Origin of the sequence: Microseira wollei NIES-4236 (assembly GCF_020521235.1) — a bacterium.
Lineage (GTDB): Bacteria > Cyanobacteriota > Cyanobacteriia > Cyanobacteriales > Aerosakkonemataceae > Microseira > Microseira wollei.
Genome location: NZ_BLAY01000010.1, coordinates 63,956 through 83,876 on the forward strand (window position 1 = coordinate 63,956; position 19,921 = coordinate 83,876).

Consider the following 19,921-nt stretch of genomic DNA (forward strand, 5'->3'; position numbering starts at 1 on the left):
AGAAATGTAGGGGCGGGTTTTACCAACAACCTGAGAATTTAACTCTTCCCGCCCCGGTGGGTAAGCAGCTACCCATTAAAAGACATACCATACCGAATACCAGGTGTCGCACCAGAGAAAGGTTTCAAACCAGAGCCAACCATGATAATCTCAGAACGGTGGCAAGCGATCGCAGGATAATTATGCCGTTTCCCAGGTCTAGTGGCATTTTGTTACACCCTACCTCTTTTCCCGGTCAGTACGGGATTGGGGACTTAGGGGCAGAAGCTTATCGGTTTGTAGATTTTTTAGCAGAAAGTTCCCAGCAATTCTGGCAGGTTTTGCCTTTAGGGCCGACAGGATACGGAAATTCTCCCTACATGTGCTATTCTGCCGTAGCGGGAAACCCGCTCCTGATTAGTCCGCAACGACTGTATAACGATGGATTGCTCATTGATGAGGATTTTGCCACCTTACCAGCATTTCCAGAGCAAACGGTAGATTACGATCTAGTAATTCAAACCAAGATGCCCTTGCTAGAGAAAGCTTGGGAAAGGTTTCAAACCAATGCATCCAAAGATATGCAATGGGAATTTCAGGAGTTTTGCGATCGCAAAGCCTACTGGTTAAATGATTATGCCTTATTCATGTCGCTCAAAGATGCCTTTGAAGGCGACAGCTGGCACAATTGGAAACCTGCCATTTCCAAGCGCAAACCAGAAGCAATCGAAAAATGGGAACGCCGACTCGCCTATGAAATTTCTTACCAAAAATTCCTGCAATTCGAGTTTTTCCGCCAGTGGACAGAACTGAAACAATATGCCAACTCGAAAGGCATCCAAATTATCGGCGATATTCCCATTTATGTTTCCCACGATAGCGCCGATGTGTGGGCGAATCCGGAAATCTTCTGCTTAGACGAACAAACTGGCGTCCCGGCACTGATGGCGGGTGTCCCCCCCGACTATTTCAGCGAAACGGGACAACTATGGGGAAACCCAGTTTATAACTGGGAGTATTTGCAAAAGTCAGAGTTTAAATGGTGGATACATCGCTTCGAGGCGTTGCTAGATTATGTCGATGTAATTCGCATCGACCACTTCCGAGGATTTGAAGCATATTGGGCGGTTCCCCAAGGGGAACAAACTGCTACTAATGGCACTTGGATGAAAGCACCCGGAGAGGAACTTTTTCAACAACTAAGGCACCAATTAGGAAAATTACCCATCCTCGCTGAAGATTTGGGCGTCATTACCCCAGAAGTAGAGGCGCTGCGAGATCAATTTGAATTTCCGGGCATGAAAATTTTACACTTTGCCTTTGGTTCCGATCCTGGAAATAGCTATTTACCTTTCAATTATCCCAACAACTGCCTCGTTTACACTGGCACCCACGACAACAATACAACCGTGGGTTGGTTCGAGCAATTGTCAGACCATGAAAAAGATTACCTGTTGCGGTATTTAGGTCGAATTGGTGAGGCAGGAATTCACTGGGATTTAGTCCGTCTCGCACTCAGTTCGGTAGCAAATCAAGCGCTGATTCCGCTGCAAGATATCTTGGGATTGGGTAGCGAAGCGCGCATGAACCGTCCCGGCGTCGGCGAAGGTAACTGGGGGTGGCGCTATCTTCCCAATGCTTTAACTTCAGAAATAACCTACCGCCTCCGCCGCATGACCGAAATATACAACCGCGCACCGAAATAATTTCAGATTGCAGATTTTAGATTTTAGATTTTAGCAACGCGCCGCTTTTAATCTAAAATCTAAAAGGATCTCCGATTTTAGATTACAGCGGTTTTCAGAGGGAAATACCACGCTGTAGGGGCACGGCGTCGGAATATCTTTGAGTTACTAACAAAACTTACTGGTGTTCCCTACAACCACCTGTATTACATCCAATTGCCAGCTGTAGGGGCACGGCGTCCAATATGTTTGAGTTACTAACAAAACTTACTGGTGTTCCCTACAACCACCTGTGTTACACCCAATGGAAAACCGCTGTAAAGGCTTTTGAATGTCAAAAATTACCCCAAAATTACTCAATTGTCAAGAGCCAATTTTAATGTAAAATCAAATCGGCAATTCTTCAATCTAAAATCCAAAATTCCATTATGTTTTTTCCCAGATCGAGCGGTGTTTTGCTGCATCCCACCTGTTTTCCCAGTCGATTCGGTATTGGTGATTTAGGGTATGAAGCGTATCGATTTATTGATTTTTTAGCAGAAAGCAATCAGCAATATTGGCAGATTTTACCATTATCACCAGGCGATGAAAACCCTTATGTATCTTACGGGGCAATGGCGGGAAACCCGCTGCTAATTAGCCCGGAAAAGTTGCGGGATGAGGGATTGTTATTTGATAGCGACTTTTGGAATTTACCAGAATTTAACTCAGAAAAGGTAGAATTTGAAAAAGTCAAGCAAATCAAGATGCCTTTGTTGGAAAAAGCTGGCGAGCATTTTAAAGTGAATGCTGACCCAGAACAACAAAAGAAATTTCGGGAGTTTGGCGATCGCGCGCGCCACTGGTTAGATGATTATGCCTTATTTATGGCGTTTCGCGAGACTTTTGGCAACGCTTGGTATGAATGGAAACCAGAAATTGCCAAACGCGATCGCCAAGCTATAGAGGCATGGCGGCGGCGACTGGCACCGGAAATATTCTTTCACAAATACTTGCAATTTGAGTTTGACCGCCAGTGGTCGAATTTAAAGAATTATGCCAACGAAAAGCGGATTAAAATTATCGGCGATATTCCGATTTATGTTTCCCACAATAGCGCCGATGTGTGGGCAAATCGGGAGATATTTTGTTTAGATGAAGCAACCAACCAACCCACCCTAGTTGCCGGGACGCCGCCCGATTATTTTAGTTCATCGGGTCAATTGTGGGGCAATCCAGTTTATAACTGGGAAAAATTGCAACAGCAAAACTTTCGCTGGTGGGTGCAGCGCTTCGAGACGGTATTAGATTATGTGGATGTAATCAGGATCGACCACTTCCGAGCATTTCAAGCTTACTGGGTAATCAAACCAGAGGAAACATCTGCTATTAATGGCAAGTGGGTAGAAGCGCCGGGAGAAGCTTTGTTGCAGCAGGTGCAAGAAAAACTGGGCGAACAACCGATTATTGTCGAAGATTTAGGCACAATTACCAAAGAAGTGTTGGAATTGCGGGATCGCTTTCACTTCCCCGGCATGAAAGTATTGCAATTTGCTTTTAACGGCGATCCGGATCATCCTTATTTGCCATTGAACTATCCGCGCCACTGCCTAGTTTATACCGGCACTCACGACAACGACACAACCCTCGGTTGGTTCGAGAAATCATCCGAGCGAGAAAAATCTAGCATCCGGGCATATTTGGGTCGTACCAGTACCGACGAAATTCACTGGGAACTGATCCGTTTGGCACTCAGTTCCGTAGCGGATCAAGCAATTATCCCGCTGCAAGATCTGCTGGGATTGGGGAGCGCAGCGAGGATGAATAATCCGAGTCAAACAGAAGGGAATTGGGTTTGGCGTTACCGAGGCGATGGGTTAACCGCAGAATTGCGCGATCGCCTCAAAACCATGACCACTACCTACGGTCGCGCCCCGATTCACTATTGAACCTTCTGTCAGACTGGTAACTAGCCATTAGCCATTAGCCATTAGCCATTAGCCATTAGCCCTTTTAACGACCAATTGACTTAAAGGTCAATGTTTTTGGCTGACCCAAGTCTCCCATTGGCTTGGCTTCCTCCTGATTAAAAGCCAAAATCACTCCCCCAGCATTGCCAGATCGGACAACCAGTTCCTGCTTGGCTGTCCAAGTGCGCTTCTCGCCTTTTTTGAGCAGCCCCTGATACTTGGTTTTACCATCCACTTTAACCCGCACCCAAGACTCTTCCTTAACCTCGATGTCCACTCGGACTGCCTCCCCCGGTTTAGCGACGGGGGCGGTAGCGGCGGTGCTGGCAACTTCAACACCTTCAGACTTGGATTTATCTGCCTTGGGCGATGTCCGGGGTGCGGCAGATTTGGCGACGGACAATCTTCCCCCTGCCACGTTGCTCACTGGTGCTGGGGAACGCTCGATCAAGCTAGACAAACCAGTTACCGCACCGATAACCAAAAATATATAAAACAAGTAAAGGTGAACTGGCTTTAATTGAGGGGTATACCAATTGCGCCAGGAACGCTTGTTCTGAAAACCTACTGCCGTAGGGAAGACGCTGGCGAATTCCGCCCCGTTCAAACCCAGGGCATCAGCATATCGCTGAATAAAACCTTTAATGTATACAGGTTCGGGTAGGGGTTCCAACCTGCCTTCTTCAATGGCATGTAGCAAACGCGCCTGCACCTTGGTCTTAGCGGCAACTTCTTCCAAAGACAGCGCCTGTTCCTCGCGCAGATGGCGCAGGTAACCCCCCATCTCTGCTAGTTTCTCGGCTCGCTGTTGCTCAAGATAGGAAAGTATGTGCTCTTGTTGCTCCTGCTTCATAGACTGTGTTCCTTGACCTCTACTGGCACATCTACATGAGTGTAGGGAGATTTAACCAAATTATCTGCTATCTAACAATACGTCGATCAACTCTTTACTACTGGGAGCGCAAGAAATTTAACTCAAATTCTTTCAAGGGACGATATTGACCGGGAGGGAGGGAGCGGACTCCAGGGGGTTGTAGTTGAATCGGGCCAATTGCGACGCGGTGCAGTTGTAGGACGGGGTAGCCCAATTGCTCGGCAACTCGTCGAATTTGGCGGTTTCTACCTTCAGTAAGGACGATTTCCAAAAGGGTTTTGTTGTTTTTTGGCTGGGTTTTTAGCAAAACGACTTGGGCGGGTAGGGTTTTTTTGCCATTGAGGACAACGCCAGAGCGCCAGGTTTCTAATATATCTTCCGAGGGCTGGCCTTGCACCCAAACATGATAAGTTTTGGCAACGCTATGTTTGGGATGGGAGAGGCGAAAGGTGAGGTCGCCATCGTTGGTTAGCAGCAACGCGCCTGTAGAGTCAGCATCTAGGCGTCCTACCGGGTGAATGCCGTGACCTTGCCGCTGTTTGGGGGGCAAAAAATCTAGCACGGTGGGACGACCTTGGGGATCGCTACAGGTGGAAACGACTCCAGCTGGTTTGTGCAGCAGCAGATAAATCAGTGGGGGACGATGGGCGGGGTGGATCGATTTGCCATCGACTTCGATCTGATCGCGACTCGGATCGGCTTTTTGTCCCAAATCCACCACGCTGCCATTCACCTTCACGCGCCCAGCCAAAATCATTTCTTCGGCTTGGCGACGCGAGGCAATCCCCCACTGGGAGAGAATCTTTTGCAGTCTTTCTGTCATGGCTGGACTGCTTGAGCGCAAAGCTTCAAAATCAAACCGGGTAAAAATACTGCTAAACTATGTACGAATCTTATCTGATGACGGTATCGTGCCAGACAAAACTTACTCAAATCAAGTATTTCGCTTAACTCGACGGAAAGCTTCCTGTTTCAGCCAAGGTAGTCGGCTCCAACAGTGTCCTCAGGCGTAAATTCCGCGCTTGCCGCACGTACAAGGGTTCTCTATTTTTTCCAGCCGAGCTAACAATTATTTTTGCAGCTTTTACCCATTCATTCAGCCAATTTAACGAATCGTGGTCAAACGATCGACCTTTTTATAGGCTGGCTAGTTTTGCAGCGCAGCGACTGGTTTACAAACCAGAATATTTTAAGCCTTGGTTTTCGGCATTATGGTAAATCTAGCATAAAATTACAACAAAGTCAATATGATAGAAAGAAATAACTAAGAGTAACTTTAGTAAAGTATTTGGCTATTTAGTCAAGCTCCCTAAAAAGCAACAATCCCGTGCATAAATCTCAAGTATCTCAACCTTCACCGCCCCTGCCAAGTCGCGTCATGGGTAAGGCGCTATCGACCGCCGTGGCGCTGTGGCTGCGTTCGCAACTCGAAGGAGTGGAAGACCTGCAAGTTCAGATTGATACAAGCTCGCGGCTTGTTTTTGCGGGTCTGATTCCCAAAGTAGCAGTTTCGGCTCGCGAGGCCATCTATCAAGGGTTATATCTGCGTCAAATTTCCCTGATAGCAAAAGACATCCAAGTTAACGTGAGGCAAATTCTCAAAGGACAACCTTTGCGCCTTAACGAACCCATACCAGTGACTGGCGAGTTGCTATTGCAGGAATCTGACCTGAATAATTCTCTCACATCTCCCTTGTTGGCGAATGGCTTAACTGAATTTTTAGTCACGCTGGTTCAGGGGGCAGGGGGGCAAGGCATATTAAAAGGTCAGCAAATCAGTTGGCGACAAATTAATCTCGCACCTTGTGAGATAATAATTAATGGCGTTTGCTTTGACTTTAGCGGTCAGGAAACACCCGTTTCTATCCGAGCTAAGGTAAGAGTAGAAAACGGGCATAAACTGCAACTCAATTCGCTCCAGATTGAATTGCTATCGCTACCCCCGATAGATTTAGATAGCTTTGAGTTAGATTTAGGCTCAGAAGTGGAGATCCAGGAATTAACTTTAAATCCAGGCGAGCTAATTTGTCGCGGGGGCATTTTAGTTAATCCTTAAGCGGTAATAGGTAACTCAAGTTGCTAGTTATCTCTCTCACAGCGGCTAATGGCTAATGGCTAATGGCGAGATTGGTAAAAATCCTATATTAGCAAGCTTGCAATTAGCAATTAGCAACGCCAAAGTTTATAACTAGCAACTTGAGTTAGGTAATAGGTAATTGAATTAAAAGGATTGTGGACTGCTGACCATTACCAATTACCAACTACCAATTACCAAGAATTACTTGGGCAGCAACGGTAAAAGTAGAGCCACAAAATAATAAGCCAGGGGAGCGGTAAAAACGTAACTGTCAGTGCGGTCTAAGATACCGCCGTGACCGGGAATTAGCTGACCGGAGTCTTTAACCCCCGCATCTCGCTTCATCATCGATTCGGTTAAATCTCCCAATAAGCTGGCGATACCTATTAGTAAACCCAAAGCCACGCCGGTAAAAGGCCAACCCGGCCAGTCTAGATACCATGCACCAGGGACGGCGACGGCGACGCTGGCAGCGACGCCGAAAACAGAGCCTTCTACAGTCTTTTTGGGGCTGATATCGCTCAGGCGAGTTTTGCCAAAAGATTTACCGAAAATATAAGCCCCGATGTCGGCGGCAATGATACAAGAAAAAGCGATCCCAATCGTGGTTAAACCCAGTGGCAGTGTTTTAAAATCCGTCCCTGCTGCGGGCCAGTAACCGCCAAGGGGTAAGTTGCTAGACTCAGCACTGCCAAGACCTCGCAGTCGCACCCAGTAACTGGGCAAATACCCCCCATAAAACAGTCCCATAATTGAGGTAGAAATATCTGCGATCGTGGAAAGTTTGGGCAGAAATAGCAGATAAAAACAAATCCCGGTTCCTGCTAGGGGAAATAAAGCATCGGCTAAGTCGCAAGACATCGTAGAGACTGCAAGCATGGCTAGGCTCATCACCACCGTTGTTTTTGCTGCTGGCTCAATTCCCTTGGCTCGCGCTAGCTGAAAATATTCTTGCAGACCTAGATAGACAATAACGCCTAAACAAATGGTGAAGTACCAACCACCAAACACAATCATTCCCAACGCGAGGATGATAGCAACAATTGCACTGTAGATACGAGACAAAGGCATGTGAGGATTTTGGATATTGAGTTTTGGATTCCCCCCTTGTCAAGGGGGGGCAGCGGGGATCGGATGGGGGATTTTGAGTTTTGGATTCCCCCCTTGTCAAGGGGGGCAGGGGGGATCGGATGGGGGATTTTATTTTATTTCAATCTAAAAGCTAAAATCTAAAATTTAGTCTAGCTTTTCGCCGCTCAGAATAAAAATGGGGTCGAGGGCGGCAAAGGTTTGATTGTTGCCCCGCACTTCTAAACGATTGACAGCAGATTGTACCACTTCGATGTTGCGGACTTGCAACGCGGCAAAGCTTTCTGAAATGGCGTAAAGACTCTCAAGACTGGAAGCAGTTACGACAATTCGACCAGCGGGTAACAAGTAGCGCCAAACTTCTTTGAGAATGTCTTTGATGGGGCGTCCTCCCTCGATGCAGACGCGGCTAGGGCGTGGGCTGAGGTCTTTGAGACACTCAGGCGCACTGGCTTCAATCACTTCTACATTGCCCACCTGAAACTGCTCGCAGTTGCGGCGGATCAAGCTTGCCACTTCTTCATCCCGTTCTACGGCAATAATCCGACCTTGGGGACAAAGTAACCCGACTTCCACCGGGATTGTACCCGTGCCTGCACCAATGTCCCACAAAACCGAGTCGGGTTCAAGCCGCAACTGGGAGATTAACAGCAGACGGACTTCTCGCTTACTCAAGGGTATACCGGGCAAGCGCTCGAACAGGTCGTCGGGGATGCCTGGGGTAATGTAAGGCCAGAGTTGAGAAGGCATAGAATTCCCTATTGGCGAGGATACCGGGCTGATTCCAACAGCGCTTAAGCAACTTCCTTCAAATTTCAGCTGGCAGCCGATTGGGAGTCGCAGATTGCGTGCAGCATCATAATTCAAGTTTATCGGTTGCTTGTTGCATTTTTTCGTTGCTACTAACACATCTCGCTTGGGGTAGCAGCGCAATCGCGATCGCGTTTATATAGTTTTTCCGGATTGCATTGATCGGCTTGGCTTGAATCTCTCACATTATTTGCCACTGAAACTGAAAAGCTGATGGCATTGAGTCCCCATAAACAGCGGTATTATCAGCGAGGCCAAAGATCTGCAAGGCCGAGCAAAAGTTGTCACCTTGTCAGGTAAAAGCAGATAATTAAACTGAAAATGGCTATGATTGAGAATCCAGGTTTCTTTAAGAAACCTGGATTCTGTTTGTAATCGCTCTAAAATTTTTTTGGCGGTGACGCCGGTTTTCACCTACGCCCCGCCTGCGACCATTGCGGCATTTTTCTGTAAACCAGAAAAACGATAAACCTCAATTCGTCGGCCTTTTCAGGCAAGGTTGTGAACTAAGGAATAGCCGCAACTTTAGTATAGCTAACAGTTGTGTTGAGGCTTTGCTTCTTGTTGATAATTAAAAACGGCGGGAGCGGGATTTGAACCCGCAAGTCCCCGATCTGGTGGAGACACTACCAACGATAACCCTCAATTCTGCGGCCTGTAAAGGCAAGGAATCGAACAAGGGATCTTCCCGCCATAAATCTATTTTATCTAAAATCCTGCAAGGCGAATTTATATCGCCCTGCAAGATTTAAGTTAAAGTTCACCCGTTGCTAACATTTGGATAACGCGAGGTGTATTCGGATCGAACCCTGCTAAATCCCAAGAAAGCGGATCGTTAGGATCTACCAAACTAATCCGATAAGGTGCAAGCGTCACATACACTGCTTTAACATTTCGATTCACTTTCTTGCGGTATTCTGCAAGTGCTTGAGAGGGATGTTTATAACCCGCCCAGCTTTCCGAATCAGTCCAAAAACAAACAACATCTGCCTTGAACTTATGCTTAATCATCCAGTCGTAAGCAACAGACGCATCCGTACCTCCAAAGTTTTGGTTACTCGCTTTGCGAACCGCAGAATTAAAACTATCTTTTGCAGTGATATCCAAATTGCGGAAATCGGTTGCAAAGCCGCGAATCGTGTAATTTTTCTCAGCCTTCGCCGTTACTAATGCCATTGTGGTAGCAATTTCACAGCAACTCAGTCCCATATCGGCAACTAAGCTACTCATAGAACCCGACACATCCACGGCGTGCATAAACACTTTTCCCGTTGGTTCTACCACTTCAAAAGATAGTTCAACCGCCGTTTCTAAAATGTCCACAATTCGGGGAACCGGGTTCCAAGTTTTCTGGCTGCGTCCCAATCTTCCACCCGATTCATATGTCTTGAGGGCTTGCAAAACATCAATGGGATGGATGCGACCTTTCCGCAAGTGTTCCTTGTTGTTGAGAACCGCTTCAACTCGCCTCAAATTATCCCCTGCATCGGCTCTCAGCACGCCCAATTCTGTCAGCGAACCCAGGTTTCGCAGCATTGCCCCAATCGGCATTTGATTAAACAACAATTGCCATGCTTGCTTGTCTAAAAAATCATCAATTGTGTATTTTTTATCCATTGTTATGCTCATAATGAACTATTTGGGCTAGATTTATGCAATAATAATATGGTATTAAGCACTCCTCCTAAGTAACTATAATTAAGTGGCATCTCCATCTGAAAAAGGCGCAAAACGATTAGCTGACCGGAATTTCGCTCGGCTTGGTATACACAAATCTTATGCCCAGCGGAAATTGGTTAAGATGATCTTGTTTGAATATGTTAAAAATGCCGGTGACAATATATGTTGGCAATGGGGAGAAAAAATCACAGAATATGATGAATTTAGCGTTGAGCATAAACAACAGTGGTCGTCGGCTGAAAATCCGCAGAAAGCCTATTTTGACTTTGATAACATTGCCTTTAGTCATCGAGCGTGCAACATTCAAAAGATTCGGAACAGCCCGCACAAGCGGAAACTGACTGCGTTTGATACGGAAATTGCCAAGGATCGTCTCAAGCGAAATCCATCTGGATTCCGATATGTTAGGATTTATGAGCATAAGGGTATTGTTAAATACATGGCTCGTGTTCCTCTTTGGCAAGGTGGAAAACGGCTGAAAGACTACTTCGGAAAAGCAAGGGAAAATCCTATTGATGCTGCCTATGATGCTGATGCTATCATGGTTGATTTGTATGGGGAGAAGGCTATCACTAATCAAAAACTAGGTTTGATTCCTCCTAGACAGGGATCGGAAGAACAATTGTTATGATTGCTCGCTGTTTAATCTGGCGATCGCATTATCCAAGGCACTTTTAACCATTTCATGGGTTAAGCGACCCTGGGAAATAGCTTCGTGAGTTTGGTCGGGATTCCGCTTCAGCCACTCGTACCACCAAATTTGAGCCAGCGCTTCGGAAGGGATTTGGGTTGGTAATTCTTCCCAACCTTTAATCACCCAATTAAATAGCAGTTGCTGGTCTTCTGTAGTTGGTTTGACGTGGAACAACCGCAAAGCATCGCGGTGGGAAAACCCTTGGCGCTGTTGATACTTCAGCAGTTGATAAGCTAACCCTTTAACATCTTCGCGGGAGAGCCAATTCTTACCCACTTCGCGAATCACTTTACCAAATCCCCGCAGGGATTTCGTGTAGTTCAGCCATTCGTAGAAATGACTGCCGGTGCGAACAACTTGGGGGAAGATTTCTTGGAATGCCTTTTTGGCTTCCGGTGCTTCACCCATTGACAGCAATACCAGGGCAAAAATTGGGGCGCTGTTGTTAATAGAACGTCCATCGCTGGCGTAGAGAATTTCTTCGGCGACGCGGGTGGGGTTTTTGGCTACTGCTTCCCTCACTACTGCGACAAAATCCTCAGTCAGTTCCTGCTTTCCCGCATAATAAGTACTTTTCGCCGTCCCAATTAATAGACACCGACGCAGCATTTTCCAAATGCCAGCATCGAACATCCACCCGCCAGAACGTCCCTGAATCATCTCCGCTTCCCGTCCAGGAATTGGCTGACTTTGTGGCGTTTTTTGCTGCTTTTGAGTGAAGAACTTATAGTTCATTTCTCCTCCGGCCTTTTCAGGCAAAAATTAAATAACGTGACAATATTTTGCGAATTTTATCTTCAGGACTTACCCAGAGGCCAGAAACCCGGTTTCGACCTCGATCTCTGGTTGCCAAAACAACGATTTTTCGGAGAAACCGGGTTTCTTGCTCGTCATGAGTGGCTGGATCTATAATTATTGGTATAGCTACTATTGCCTTTTTATGGTAACAGTAACAAAGCCTAAAAAAAGGTAAATTTTTATGAAAATACTAGCGATTTTCCTATCGACAATTACAATTGCCGTGTCCGCTTTAGCACTCCCCGCTCAAGCTGAGACTGTCTGTAAAGTTACAGACCCGACTGGGACTCCACTAAATGTTCGCAATCGACCCAATGGTAGAGTCATAAACACTTTAAGAAACGGCAGAGAAGTCCGTATTGATGAGATAGCTTCTGACGAGCAAGGACGCTCGTGGGCTAAGGTAGGTAGCTATCAAAATGGTCGATACAGAGTGTGGGGATGGGTAATCAGAGAATTTATTAGCTGCTATAACCGCTAATCATATCATGTCCCCAGGTATCGGTAGTGTATGGATGGCTAATTGCTAATTGCAAGCTTGCTAATTGCTAATTGTCAATTGCCTCCAGAGCAGCCATTAGCTATTAGCTATTAGCTATTAGCAGTTACACAACCGTTGCTATTGGACATGATATCAATCATCCCGATCTAAAACCTAAAATGGATTTGGTGTAGCAGAGCAGGATTTGAACCTGCATCTCGGCGAATCAAGGGGGGGTTCGTTTAATAGACGATAACCCTCGATTCATTCGGCCTTTTCAGGCAAAAAAATTGCGCTTTACCATTTAAGCTACCTGCCACATGGAATTTAAGATTGCAGATTTGAGATTTTAGATTTAATTAAATCTGCAATCTTCAATCTCAAATCTGAAATTATTTATTGGTGTGGCGAGACGGGACTCGAACCCGCAACCCTCCCGATTATGAGTCGATAACCCTCAATTCATCGGCCTTTTCAGGCAAGTTGCGAACAAGGATGTTTTTGGCGCTCTACCACTGAGCTACTCGCCACAGGGAATTTTAGATTTTAGATTTTAGATGTTATATCATGTCCTTAGGTATCGGTAGTGTATGGATGGCTAATTGCAAGCTTGCTAATTGATAATTGTCAATTGCCTCCAGAGCAGCCATTAGCGATTAGCTATTAGCAGTTACACAACCGTTGCTATTGGACATGATATTAGATTTTAGATTTAATTACATCTGAAATCTTCAATCTTAAATCTGCAATTGTTGTAGCGGAGCGGGATTTGAACCCACACCTCCGGAAAGTTGGAGCAGGTTTTGGGGTAAGTTGTAAGTTGGTTGCGATAACCCTCAATTCTTTGGCCTTTGCAGGCAAGGAGCGAATCAAGGAAAAAAGTATAACTGCTCCGGGTGGCAACTCTACCATTTGAGCTATCCGCTACTTTTAGGATTTAACTCCTTTGGGAAAAACTGCTTGTATTTATTACTGTAGTACATGTATTACTGAGTGTCAAGTAGTTGGGAAGCTAATTTTATGGCTGCGGCGGGGGTAGAGATTTTGCCTTGAATGCGGGCTAGCTGAATTTCGGTTAAAAGCCAGCCAACTTTTGGCCCTGCTGGGAGGTTAAGGGTTTTGATTAAATCTGTGCCGCCTACTAGCGGGGTGGGATGGGCAACTTGGTCATCGGGGATAAGATAGCGGTTAATTAAAGGTGAAATTTTATCGACCGAGATTCCCGTTGCTACTGCGACAACGGCTAAAGCTGGAAACACGACTCCCGCTTCGCGAAACAAAAAATACTGTTGGCGCAAAGACATTGGGGATATTTGCAATTGGGGCAAACATTTGAGGATAGTTGTCACGCCGCGAATTTCGGGGAGGCTGTATTTTATGGCTCTGAAAAAATCTTCAACGGAGGCGTTTTCTACTGTAATTCCAGCGCGAGAGTAGTTGATGCGAGGCTCTGCCTCGCTAGTCTCGCTCCCAGGCTCAGCCTGGGGGCGAGGGAGAGTCTCGCTCCCAGGCTCAGCCTGGGGGCGAGGGAGAGGAGGCTCTGCCTCCGGGTGAGGGAGAATCAGAGTGGCGAGTTTTGCGATCGCACTCCAACTCACCTTTCCCCCCGCTAACCCCGGAATACCAGAAGCGAGTTCTTCCGCCAATTTAGGCCAACTTTCTGCCAATATCGCACTTGCGCGGTCAACTGCTGCCACTAGCTCCAAATTATGGGCTGTGACATTATCGTGCAGCGCCCAGCGGAGGATTCCATCTTCCCAAGCCGCAAGTAACCAGGGAGTACCTTGAGGACTGCCCAAAAGATAGCCTAATTCTACCCGCACTCGTTCCGCCGCAATTTTACCGAGTAAAGGGGCAAATTCCCGCATCGCAGCACGAGTGTGAGGTTCGATGACAAAACCAAGTTGGGAAGCTTGTCGATATCCCCGTAAAAGCCGCAGAGGGTCATCTTGCAGGTTCTGAGGAGATACCATGCGGATAATGCCGCTCTGTAGATCGGCACAACCTTGCAGCGGGTCGATCAGTTCCTGAGTATGGGGGTTGTAAGCGATCGCATTAATCGTAAAATCCCGCCGATTCAGATCCGTTTCCAGCGTATCCCCCTCTTGCTGGGCAAAATCTGCGGTAGCATCCTTAAACACAACCCTGGCAATTTGTCGCTCGCGATCGAGTAAAACAAACCCAGCTTTGTAGTGACTAGCGATCGCGCGCGCCGTTTTCACCGCCCTTTCCGGCATGACAAAATCTAAATCCAAATACTCCCGCCGTCGTTGTAGCAGGGCATCCCGCACCGCACCCCCTACCATATAAGCAGATGGGGGCAACCATTCCAAACCAAAAGGCCAACCTTCAGGAGACAGTACAAAACCTTCCTTCCCTTCTTCCTTTCCTTCTTCCTTCGCGTCCTTCGCGTCTTCGCGGTTCATTTTTCCCCTCAAGACAAAGCGCAACAAAAATCAACCAAGCGACGCAGTAATCGCCCTCTTGCCTACGCTAGATTAACAGAAAAGCTTGTGGAGCTTGAGCAATGTGTATTTGCGTGAACTGCGAATATGTAGACCGCTGCATCACCTACCACGCAGTGGAAACCCAACATCAAGTGCCTCACTTGACGGAAAACCCGGATTTTGAGCCAAACGAACCCAGTATCAACGTTAACATCCGTCCGAAGGAGGATTTTATCGAAATGGAGTGGGATGTCGTTGGCTGCCTCAGCTTTAAGCGGGAAACTGGTAAGTGGGCGCGCTTGCGTCCTGGCGAGTTAGTCCCTACTTGAGGCGACTGTTGTGGAAAATAGGGGATATGTTGGGGCGCCAGGGCTGTGCGCCCCTTCTTTTGGTAAATTTGTAGGTCTGGGTTATAGTTGAGCGATCGCTTTCTCACCGCCTGCGGGAAAACTATACCAGGCAGATGCAGACAAGTCGTCCCAAACGCCCAGCGAAACAACACCAATTTTTTCCTCCCGATACACAATGATCCATCCACACACAGAAATCCTTTATGTCAATGAATTAATCGGCTATGGTGTATTTGCCACTCAATTTATCCCTAAAGGTACAATTATTTGGGTTTTAGATGAATTAGATCAAAAACTTGAAGAAGCTCACGTCCTATCTCTGGAACCCCTGCGACGAAAACAATTAGTAAAATACTGCTATCGAGATAACAAAGGTCGCTATGTCTTGTGTTGGGATATTGCCCGCTATATGAATCATAGCTTTAATCCCAACTGCATCAGCACCTACTATGAATTTGAGCTAGCCATTCGCGACATTTATCCCGGAGAACAATTAACCGAAGACTATGGATATTTTAACTTAGACGAACCTTTTTATTGCTTACCCGAATCCGGGAGTACTAGAACCAAAGTCATGCCTGATGATATTTTACATTTCTATCCAGAGTGGGATCGAAAAGCTTCAGAAGCTATGAAGTATTTAAACAAATTCCCTCAGCCCTTAAAATACTTGATCGCCCCAAAAGTTCTAGATACAGTTAATGCCGTTGCAGCGGGCAAAAGACCTATAGATTCCATCCGCAATTATTATTATGACAGAGCGATTCAACTTAGGGCCGTCAGTTAACTTTAACTTGTTGGAGTCTACTCAGAGCCAAAGCAGTAATGGCAGCTATTTCCGTCTCTAGCAGCGTTTAATGCCAAGGAAAAATTATGCAAACCACTGCTCCGGAATCAGCCCCGCACCCCCCGCGAAAGATTTCTATCGTCAAATCGATTGGTACGGGATTATTTCTTTCAGTTTTAGGCGGGACTCTGGTAGGATTGGGCAGCGCATCTTATTTATTTTACCAAGCCCTTGTCAAGCAGTCAAAAGCCGAATTAATTGCCAATTTGGATGTAAAAGCAGAAAACTTAGATGGCAGTTTTAAAACATTTGAAACCTCGGCAAAACTGGTTAGCGATTCTATCAAAACGCTTTATGAATCGGGAGAACGACGGGAACAAGTTTATGTTGACTTAATTCGTCGTTCTTTGCAAACTTTACCGCTAGGTACTGGATTGGGTTTCGGTCAACCACCTGAGAAGCGTTTAATTATTCCAGAGCGAAAGTATGCTTATCCTTGGGCAATTAGAGATCCAAATGGCAAAGTTATTGCTAAAGGCGGAGATACCGACCCCGAAAACTATAAAGAAAGCTATTTTAGAGAGCCAATTAAGGCAAGAAAGGGACTTTGGTTAGAACCAGTTAGCTACGAAGAAACAAACGTAGAACCACCCAAAAAATTTACGAGTACCAGCTATTCCTTACCTTTTTACAACAACAAAAAAGAGTTGCTGGGCGTACTGAATCAGGATTTAGAATTGGGATTTTTGAGCGAAAAATTATCCAAGCCAGTGATGAGAGAACAGGGGTATTTTGTCCTGGTGAGTGCTAAAGGAAATTTGATTGCTTATCCCCCCAATCCTAAATTAGCTCTCGCTCTGGAACCATTTCCTAAAATTAGTAACTATTCCCAACTATGGCAAGAAATTCATAAGAATATTAAAGCTAATTCTAACACCAGCGGCATCGTATCTTGGCAGGATGATAAAGGGAACCAGGAATTTTGGGCTTACCGAAGAATTGCTAACAACAATTGGATATTATTGGCATCAGTTCCTCAGTCGGTTGTTGTGGGACCATTATTACAATTCACCTTGGCTGGGACTGCATTAGCAGCATTGAGTGCATCGGTTGTATTGGCTGTAGTTGTTGCTTTGTTTGTCCGACGTTTAAATCGGCGTCTTCAGCCAATTATGGATGAATGCAATCAACTAGCTGAAGCTAATCCGAAAAGTGAAGAACTAATGAGTCGGGAAGATGAAATTGGGCGACTAACTATATCTTTTTATAACCTGCTAGGACAGGTAACATTTAACGAGAAGCGATTGCGAAAAGAAATGGCTCGTTCAGAGCAAGCATTAAAAGCATTGAAAAAAACGCAAGCGCAACTGATTCAAAATGAAAAAATGTCCAGCTTAGGTCAATTAGTCGCTGGCGTGGCGCATGAAATTAATAACCCGATTAATTTTATCTACGGTAACTTGCCTCACGCTAACGAGTACATGCAAGACTTAGTCAAGCTGATTGAATTATACGAGAAAAAGTATCCAAATCCAGATGCTGAAATAGAAGATTTAAGATCGGAAATTGAACTGGAGTTTTTAATTGCAGATTTGCAAAAGATTCTCTCTTCAATGAGTATCGGTGCTAACCGAATTCGCGAGATTGTTTTATCATTACGCAACTTCTCGCGCTTTGATGAAGCGGAAATGAAAGATGTAAATATCCACGAAGGAATTGATAGTACGCTGCTGATTCTGCAAAACCGATTAAAAGCTACAGCAGACCATCCTGAAATTCAAGTTATTAAGGAGTATGGTAAGCTGCCCTTGGTGGAGTGCTACCCCGGTCAACTCAACCAAGTTTTTATCAATATTCTCAGTAATGCGATTGATGCTATAGAGCATTACAATAGATCGCAACATCCCAATCCAAAAGAATACTCCGGTACTATCACCATCCGCACCGAAGTTATCGATGATAATTCCCACGTACAAATTCGGATTCGCGACAACGGTGCTGGTATTAGTCCCAACAACCTAAGTAAACTTTTCGACCCCTTCTTTACCACAAAACCCGTCGGTAAAGGTACAGGTTTGGGGCTATCAATTAGCTACCAAATTATTGTTGATAAGCACAAAGGGGAACTAACTTGCTTTTCAGAACCCGGAAAAGGCGCCGAATTTTGCATCGAAATCCCCATTTCTCAAAGCCAAACTGCTAATTAAACAAAGAAACCAGGTTGTTTGAAAAAACCGGGTTTCTGGTTATCTTAAATTGTATCTGGATCGATATTTAAATACCGCAATTTTGCCGCCAATCTTTCGGCTTTTTGAGTTGCGTTTTCAGCGGTTTCTTCTGGTGTTGGCACTAACTGTCCTTCAGGTGTAAAAAATCGCAATAGTCCCTGATGAATTCCCATACATAAACCTAGCTGCTGACTCCATAAATGTCCTTGATTATTTGGTTCTAAAGGTTGATACTTACCATCAACTAAATGAAACCCAGCGAATGAATTCTTCTTGACTGTAAGGATCGAACCAAAAATAATCGTGTGTGCGGAAAGTATCTTGGTAAAGTTTTTTCTTAAAATCTTTATCAGTATCAGCAGTTTATGGGGAAATAATTTCTAAAATAAGATTAGGATATTTGCCATCTTCTTGCCAAACTACCCAACTTTTACGGGTTTTGCGTTCGGTGTCCAGCACGACAAAAAAGTCTGGTCCACGGAAGAGTTCTGATTTGAGTTGTTTAGCACTATAGTAGATGGTAAGGTTGCCAGCGGCGTAGAAATCATTTCTGTCTCGCCACAACCATTTTAGGCATTTGAGTAACAGCATTATCTGCTCTAGATGTAGTTCGGTTTCTAAAGGAGGTTCGTCGCTGTATAAATCACCAGGGGGAAATATAACATCTTCTGGGATGTCTTGGATAGGTTCTAATTCTTTGACAAGGGTCATGGTTTTGGGTGCAATATTGGGTGTTTATTGATTTATTTTAGCGCTGGTTTTGCTGTTTAACTGAACTGACGCAAATAAACCGGATTTCTATGAAAAATCGTCGCGTAAGGAAGTAGGGGCACGGCAAGGATAAAATGTTTGCTTGTACAAAAGATTTCGCCCGCCGTGCCGCTACCCAGAAACCCGGTTGCTAGAATCATCTCATCGTGGGTAAGTCCCGATAGAGAAAATTCGCAACATCAAGTCGCTGTATTGTTTTAACTCTAAGGAAATAACGCAATGGCTGACAATGAAAATCAACCTAGAGAATACGATGCTGTCCTGGGCGGTAAATCTGAAATCCCATTGGGGGCGGCTGTTTTAGGCGGGATTCTTGGCGTTAAAACTCGCTTAGCTTCTCCGATTGTTGAAGTGCGAATCGCTGCATTAAACGATGCACTCAAATATGGTGAAGCTGGTTTAGATTTGATTATTGAGGCTTTGCGCAATGAATCAAACCAGGTGAAATGGGCTGCCTTTTCGCTGCTGCGAGATAGAAATGAGGAAAAAGTAAAACAGAATTTAGATAAGTTTCTTCCTAGCTTTAATTTTGATGTCATAACAGTAAATGCTAAAGGAGAAGAAATCAGCCGCTGCCCTCACTCGGCTAAGTTCTTTCCCGAAGACTTAGGGGATGGATTTGTGCTGGAAATGGTCTATATTCCCGGCGGAACATTTCAAATGGGTTCAACAAAACAATCTTCGGAACAACCCGTACACCAAGTAACCATCAAACCTTTCTTTATGGGCAAATATCCCATCACTCAAGAACAATGGCAAGCCGTGATGGGAAATAACCCTTCTGATTACAAAGGTGCGAAACGACCTGTAGAAAATTTATCCAGGGAATATGCTATACAATTTTGTGAGAAATTATGGCAAAAAACGGGGATAAATTATCGCCTACCCAGCGAAGCGGAGTGGGAATATGCTTGTGGTGCGGGTACAACGACGCCTTTTCACTTTGGCGAGACTATTACCCCCGATTTAGTCAATTATAATGGCAACTATCCCTACGGTTCTGCGCCAAAGGGACTTTACCGACAAGAAACAACGCCGGTGGGAAGTTTTCCGCCGAATGCGTTTGGACTGTACGATATGCACGGGAATGTTTGGGAAGTGCGATTCGTTTAACCTAAATTGCTAAGAGGTTAGCTGGGGTAAAACCCTAGACAACTGATTACATTTGTAGGTGAAAGTCCTACCCTCCAAGTGCAGGAGTGAAAGCGTAACCCCTAGTTTG

General features: G+C 45.4%; 15 protein-coding genes, 2 tRNA genes and 3 pseudogenes. 9 read left to right on the forward strand and 11 right to left on the reverse strand.

The window, feature by feature from the left end:
* The first annotated feature begins 182 nt into the window (after positions 1-182).
* Both malQ (MiSe_RS05020) and malQ (MiSe_RS05025) read left to right on the forward strand, forming a co-directional pair.
* The gene (gene malQ / locus MiSe_RS05020) at positions 183-1,685 is read left to right on the forward strand and encodes a 4-alpha-glucanotransferase (RefSeq protein ID WP_226575554.1); all 1,503 of its coding nucleotides are present in this window, start codon (positions 183-185) and stop codon (positions 1,683-1,685) included.
* A 407-nt stretch (positions 1,686-2,092) separates the two neighbouring features.
* Positions 2,093-3,592 carry a 4-alpha-glucanotransferase gene (gene malQ, locus MiSe_RS05025; protein ID WP_226575556.1) on the forward strand — a complete coding sequence of 500 codons (1,500 nt, stop codon included), beginning with the start codon at positions 2,093-2,095 and terminating at the stop codon, positions 3,590-3,592.
* 64 nt (positions 3,593-3,656) lie between these two features.
* On the opposite strand, the gene MiSe_RS05030 is transcribed toward malQ (MiSe_RS05025), so the two are convergent.
* The gene (locus tag MiSe_RS05030) at positions 3,657-4,466 is read right to left on the reverse strand and encodes a helix-turn-helix domain-containing protein (RefSeq protein WP_226575558.1); all 810 of its coding nucleotides are present in this window, start codon (positions 4,464-4,466) and stop codon (positions 3,657-3,659) included.
* 97 nt (positions 4,467-4,563) lie between these two features.
* Entirely contained in the window at positions 4,564-5,310 is a 747-nt protein-coding gene (locus tag MiSe_RS05035; RefSeq protein WP_226575560.1) for a pseudouridine synthase, read from the reverse strand.
* A gap of 504 nt (positions 5,311-5,814) precedes the next feature.
* On the opposite strand from MiSe_RS05035, the gene MiSe_RS05040 reads away from it, so the two are divergent.
* Positions 5,815-6,543: an LmeA family phospholipid-binding protein gene (locus MiSe_RS05040; protein WP_226575561.1), complete on the forward strand. Its 729-nt coding sequence runs from the start codon at positions 5,815-5,817 to the stop codon at positions 6,541-6,543.
* Between the two features lie 222 nt (positions 6,544-6,765).
* On the opposite strand, the gene MiSe_RS05045 is transcribed toward MiSe_RS05040, so the two are convergent.
* From MiSe_RS05045 to MiSe_RS05055, 3 genes and pseudogenes are all read right to left on the reverse strand, one after another.
* On the reverse strand, positions 6,766-7,635 hold the full coding sequence (locus MiSe_RS05045) for a phosphatidate cytidylyltransferase (RefSeq protein WP_226575563.1): 870 nt from the start codon (positions 7,633-7,635) through the stop codon (positions 6,766-6,768).
* A 165-nt stretch (positions 7,636-7,800) separates the two neighbouring features.
* On the reverse strand, positions 7,801-8,403 hold the full coding sequence (gene cbiT / locus MiSe_RS05050) for a precorrin-6Y C5,15-methyltransferase subunit CbiT (protein WP_226575565.1): 603 nt from the start codon (positions 8,401-8,403) through the stop codon (positions 7,801-7,803).
* 813 nt (positions 8,404-9,216) lie between these two features.
* Positions 9,217-10,050 (reverse strand): annotated as a pseudogene (locus MiSe_RS05055) (TROVE domain-containing protein); the annotation flags it as partial.
* 115 nt (positions 10,051-10,165) lie between these two features.
* On the opposite strand from MiSe_RS05055, the gene MiSe_RS05060 reads away from it, so the two are divergent.
* Entirely contained in the window at positions 10,166-10,774 is a 609-nt protein-coding gene (locus MiSe_RS05060; RefSeq protein ID WP_226575569.1) for a hypothetical protein, read from the forward strand.
* Positions 10,775-10,822: 48 nt separating this feature from the next.
* On the opposite strand, the pseudogene MiSe_RS05065 reads toward MiSe_RS05060, so the two are convergent.
* Positions 10,823-11,572, reverse strand: a pseudogene (locus MiSe_RS05065) (TROVE domain-containing protein); the annotation flags it as partial.
* A 244-nt stretch (positions 11,573-11,816) separates the two neighbouring features.
* Here MiSe_RS05065 and MiSe_RS05070 point away from each other — a divergent pair.
* Complete coding sequence (locus MiSe_RS05070) at positions 11,817-12,116, forward strand: SH3 domain-containing protein (RefSeq protein WP_226575573.1); 300 nt, start codon at positions 11,817-11,819, stop codon at positions 12,114-12,116.
* 186 nt (positions 12,117-12,302) lie between these two features.
* Here the strand turns inward: MiSe_RS05070 and MiSe_RS05075 are convergent.
* The 3 genes from MiSe_RS05075 to MiSe_RS05085 all read right to left on the reverse strand — a co-directional run bounded on the left by MiSe_RS05075 (position 12,303) and on the right by MiSe_RS05085 (position 14,542).
* Positions 12,303-12,436, reverse strand: a tRNA-OTHER gene (locus MiSe_RS05075).
* A gap of 84 nt (positions 12,437-12,520) precedes the next feature.
* A tRNA-Met gene (locus tag MiSe_RS05080) sits at positions 12,521-12,646 on the reverse strand.
* Positions 12,647-13,102: 456 nt separating this feature from the next.
* Positions 13,103-14,542 (reverse strand): tRNA nucleotidyltransferase/poly(A) polymerase-related protein, encoded by a 1,440-nt coding sequence (locus MiSe_RS05085; RefSeq protein WP_226575574.1) that lies wholly within the window; start codon positions 14,540-14,542, stop codon positions 13,103-13,105.
* Positions 14,543-14,643: 101 nt separating this feature from the next.
* On the opposite strand from MiSe_RS05085, the gene MiSe_RS05090 reads away from it, so the two are divergent.
* The 3 genes from MiSe_RS05090 to MiSe_RS05100 all read left to right on the forward strand — a co-directional run bounded on the left by MiSe_RS05090 (position 14,644) and on the right by MiSe_RS05100 (position 17,907).
* A complete protein-coding gene (locus MiSe_RS05090) occupies positions 14,644-14,892 on the forward strand; it encodes a Ycf34 family protein (RefSeq protein ID WP_226575576.1) in 249 nt (82 codons plus the stop codon).
* A 196-nt stretch (positions 14,893-15,088) separates the two neighbouring features.
* Complete coding sequence (locus MiSe_RS05095; RefSeq protein ID WP_226575578.1) at positions 15,089-15,700, forward strand: SET domain-containing protein; 612 nt, start codon at positions 15,089-15,091, stop codon at positions 15,698-15,700.
* Between the two features lie 86 nt (positions 15,701-15,786).
* Complete coding sequence (locus MiSe_RS05100) at positions 15,787-17,907, forward strand: ATP-binding protein (RefSeq protein ID WP_226575579.1); 2,121 nt, start codon at positions 15,787-15,789, stop codon at positions 17,905-17,907.
* A gap of 44 nt (positions 17,908-17,951) precedes the next feature.
* Here the strand turns inward: MiSe_RS05100 and MiSe_RS05105 are convergent.
* Both MiSe_RS05105 and MiSe_RS05110 read right to left on the reverse strand, forming a co-directional pair.
* Positions 17,952-18,639, reverse strand: a pseudogene (locus tag MiSe_RS05105) (Uma2 family endonuclease).
* A 56-nt stretch (positions 18,640-18,695) separates the two neighbouring features.
* Positions 18,696-18,839, reverse strand: a complete 144-nt coding sequence (locus MiSe_RS05110) for a hypothetical protein (RefSeq protein WP_226575581.1) — start codon at positions 18,837-18,839, stop codon at positions 18,696-18,698.
* 79 nt (positions 18,840-18,918) lie between these two features.
* On the opposite strand from MiSe_RS05110, the gene MiSe_RS05115 reads away from it, so the two are divergent.
* Positions 18,919-19,812 (forward strand): formylglycine-generating enzyme family protein, encoded by an 894-nt coding sequence (locus MiSe_RS05115; RefSeq protein ID WP_226575583.1) that lies wholly within the window; start codon positions 18,919-18,921, stop codon positions 19,810-19,812.
* The last annotated feature ends 109 nt before the right edge of the window (positions 19,813-19,921 follow it).

Excerpts from the sequence above, each read along its gene's own strand:
- MiSe_RS05070 (WP_226575573.1), top strand. The coding sequence starts at position 11,817 with ATGAAAATACTAGCGATTTTCCTATCGACAATTACAATTGCCGTGTCC.
- MiSe_RS05085 (WP_226575574.1), bottom strand. The coding sequence starts at position 14,542 with ATGAACCGCGAAGACGCGAAGGACGCGAAGGAAGAAGGAAAGGAAGAA.
- MiSe_RS05110 (WP_226575581.1), bottom strand. The coding sequence starts at position 18,839 with ATGATTCTAGCAACCGGGTTTCTGGGTAGCGGCACGGCGGGCGAAATC.
- MiSe_RS05035 (WP_226575560.1), bottom strand. The coding sequence starts at position 5,310 with ATGACAGAAAGACTGCAAAAGATTCTCTCCCAGTGGGGGATTGCCTCG.
- MiSe_RS05100 (WP_226575579.1), top strand. The coding sequence starts at position 15,787 with ATGCAAACCACTGCTCCGGAATCAGCCCCGCACCCCCCGCGAAAGATT.
- MiSe_RS05030 (WP_226575558.1), bottom strand. The coding sequence starts at position 4,466 with ATGAAGCAGGAGCAACAAGAGCACATACTTTCCTATCTTGAGCAACAG.
- malQ (WP_226575556.1), top strand. The coding sequence starts at position 2,093 with ATGTTTTTTCCCAGATCGAGCGGTGTTTTGCTGCATCCCACCTGTTTT.
- cbiT (WP_226575565.1), bottom strand. The coding sequence starts at position 8,403 with ATGCCTTCTCAACTCTGGCCTTACATTACCCCAGGCATCCCCGACGAC.
- MiSe_RS05090 (WP_226575576.1), top strand. The coding sequence starts at position 14,644 with ATGTGTATTTGCGTGAACTGCGAATATGTAGACCGCTGCATCACCTAC.
- malQ (WP_226575554.1), top strand. The coding sequence starts at position 183 with ATGCCGTTTCCCAGGTCTAGTGGCATTTTGTTACACCCTACCTCTTTT.
- MiSe_RS05045 (WP_226575563.1), bottom strand. The coding sequence starts at position 7,635 with ATGCCTTTGTCTCGTATCTACAGTGCAATTGTTGCTATCATCCTCGCG.
- MiSe_RS05115 (WP_226575583.1), top strand. The coding sequence starts at position 18,919 with ATGGCTGACAATGAAAATCAACCTAGAGAATACGATGCTGTCCTGGGC.
- MiSe_RS05095 (WP_226575578.1), top strand. The coding sequence starts at position 15,089 with ATGATCCATCCACACACAGAAATCCTTTATGTCAATGAATTAATCGGC.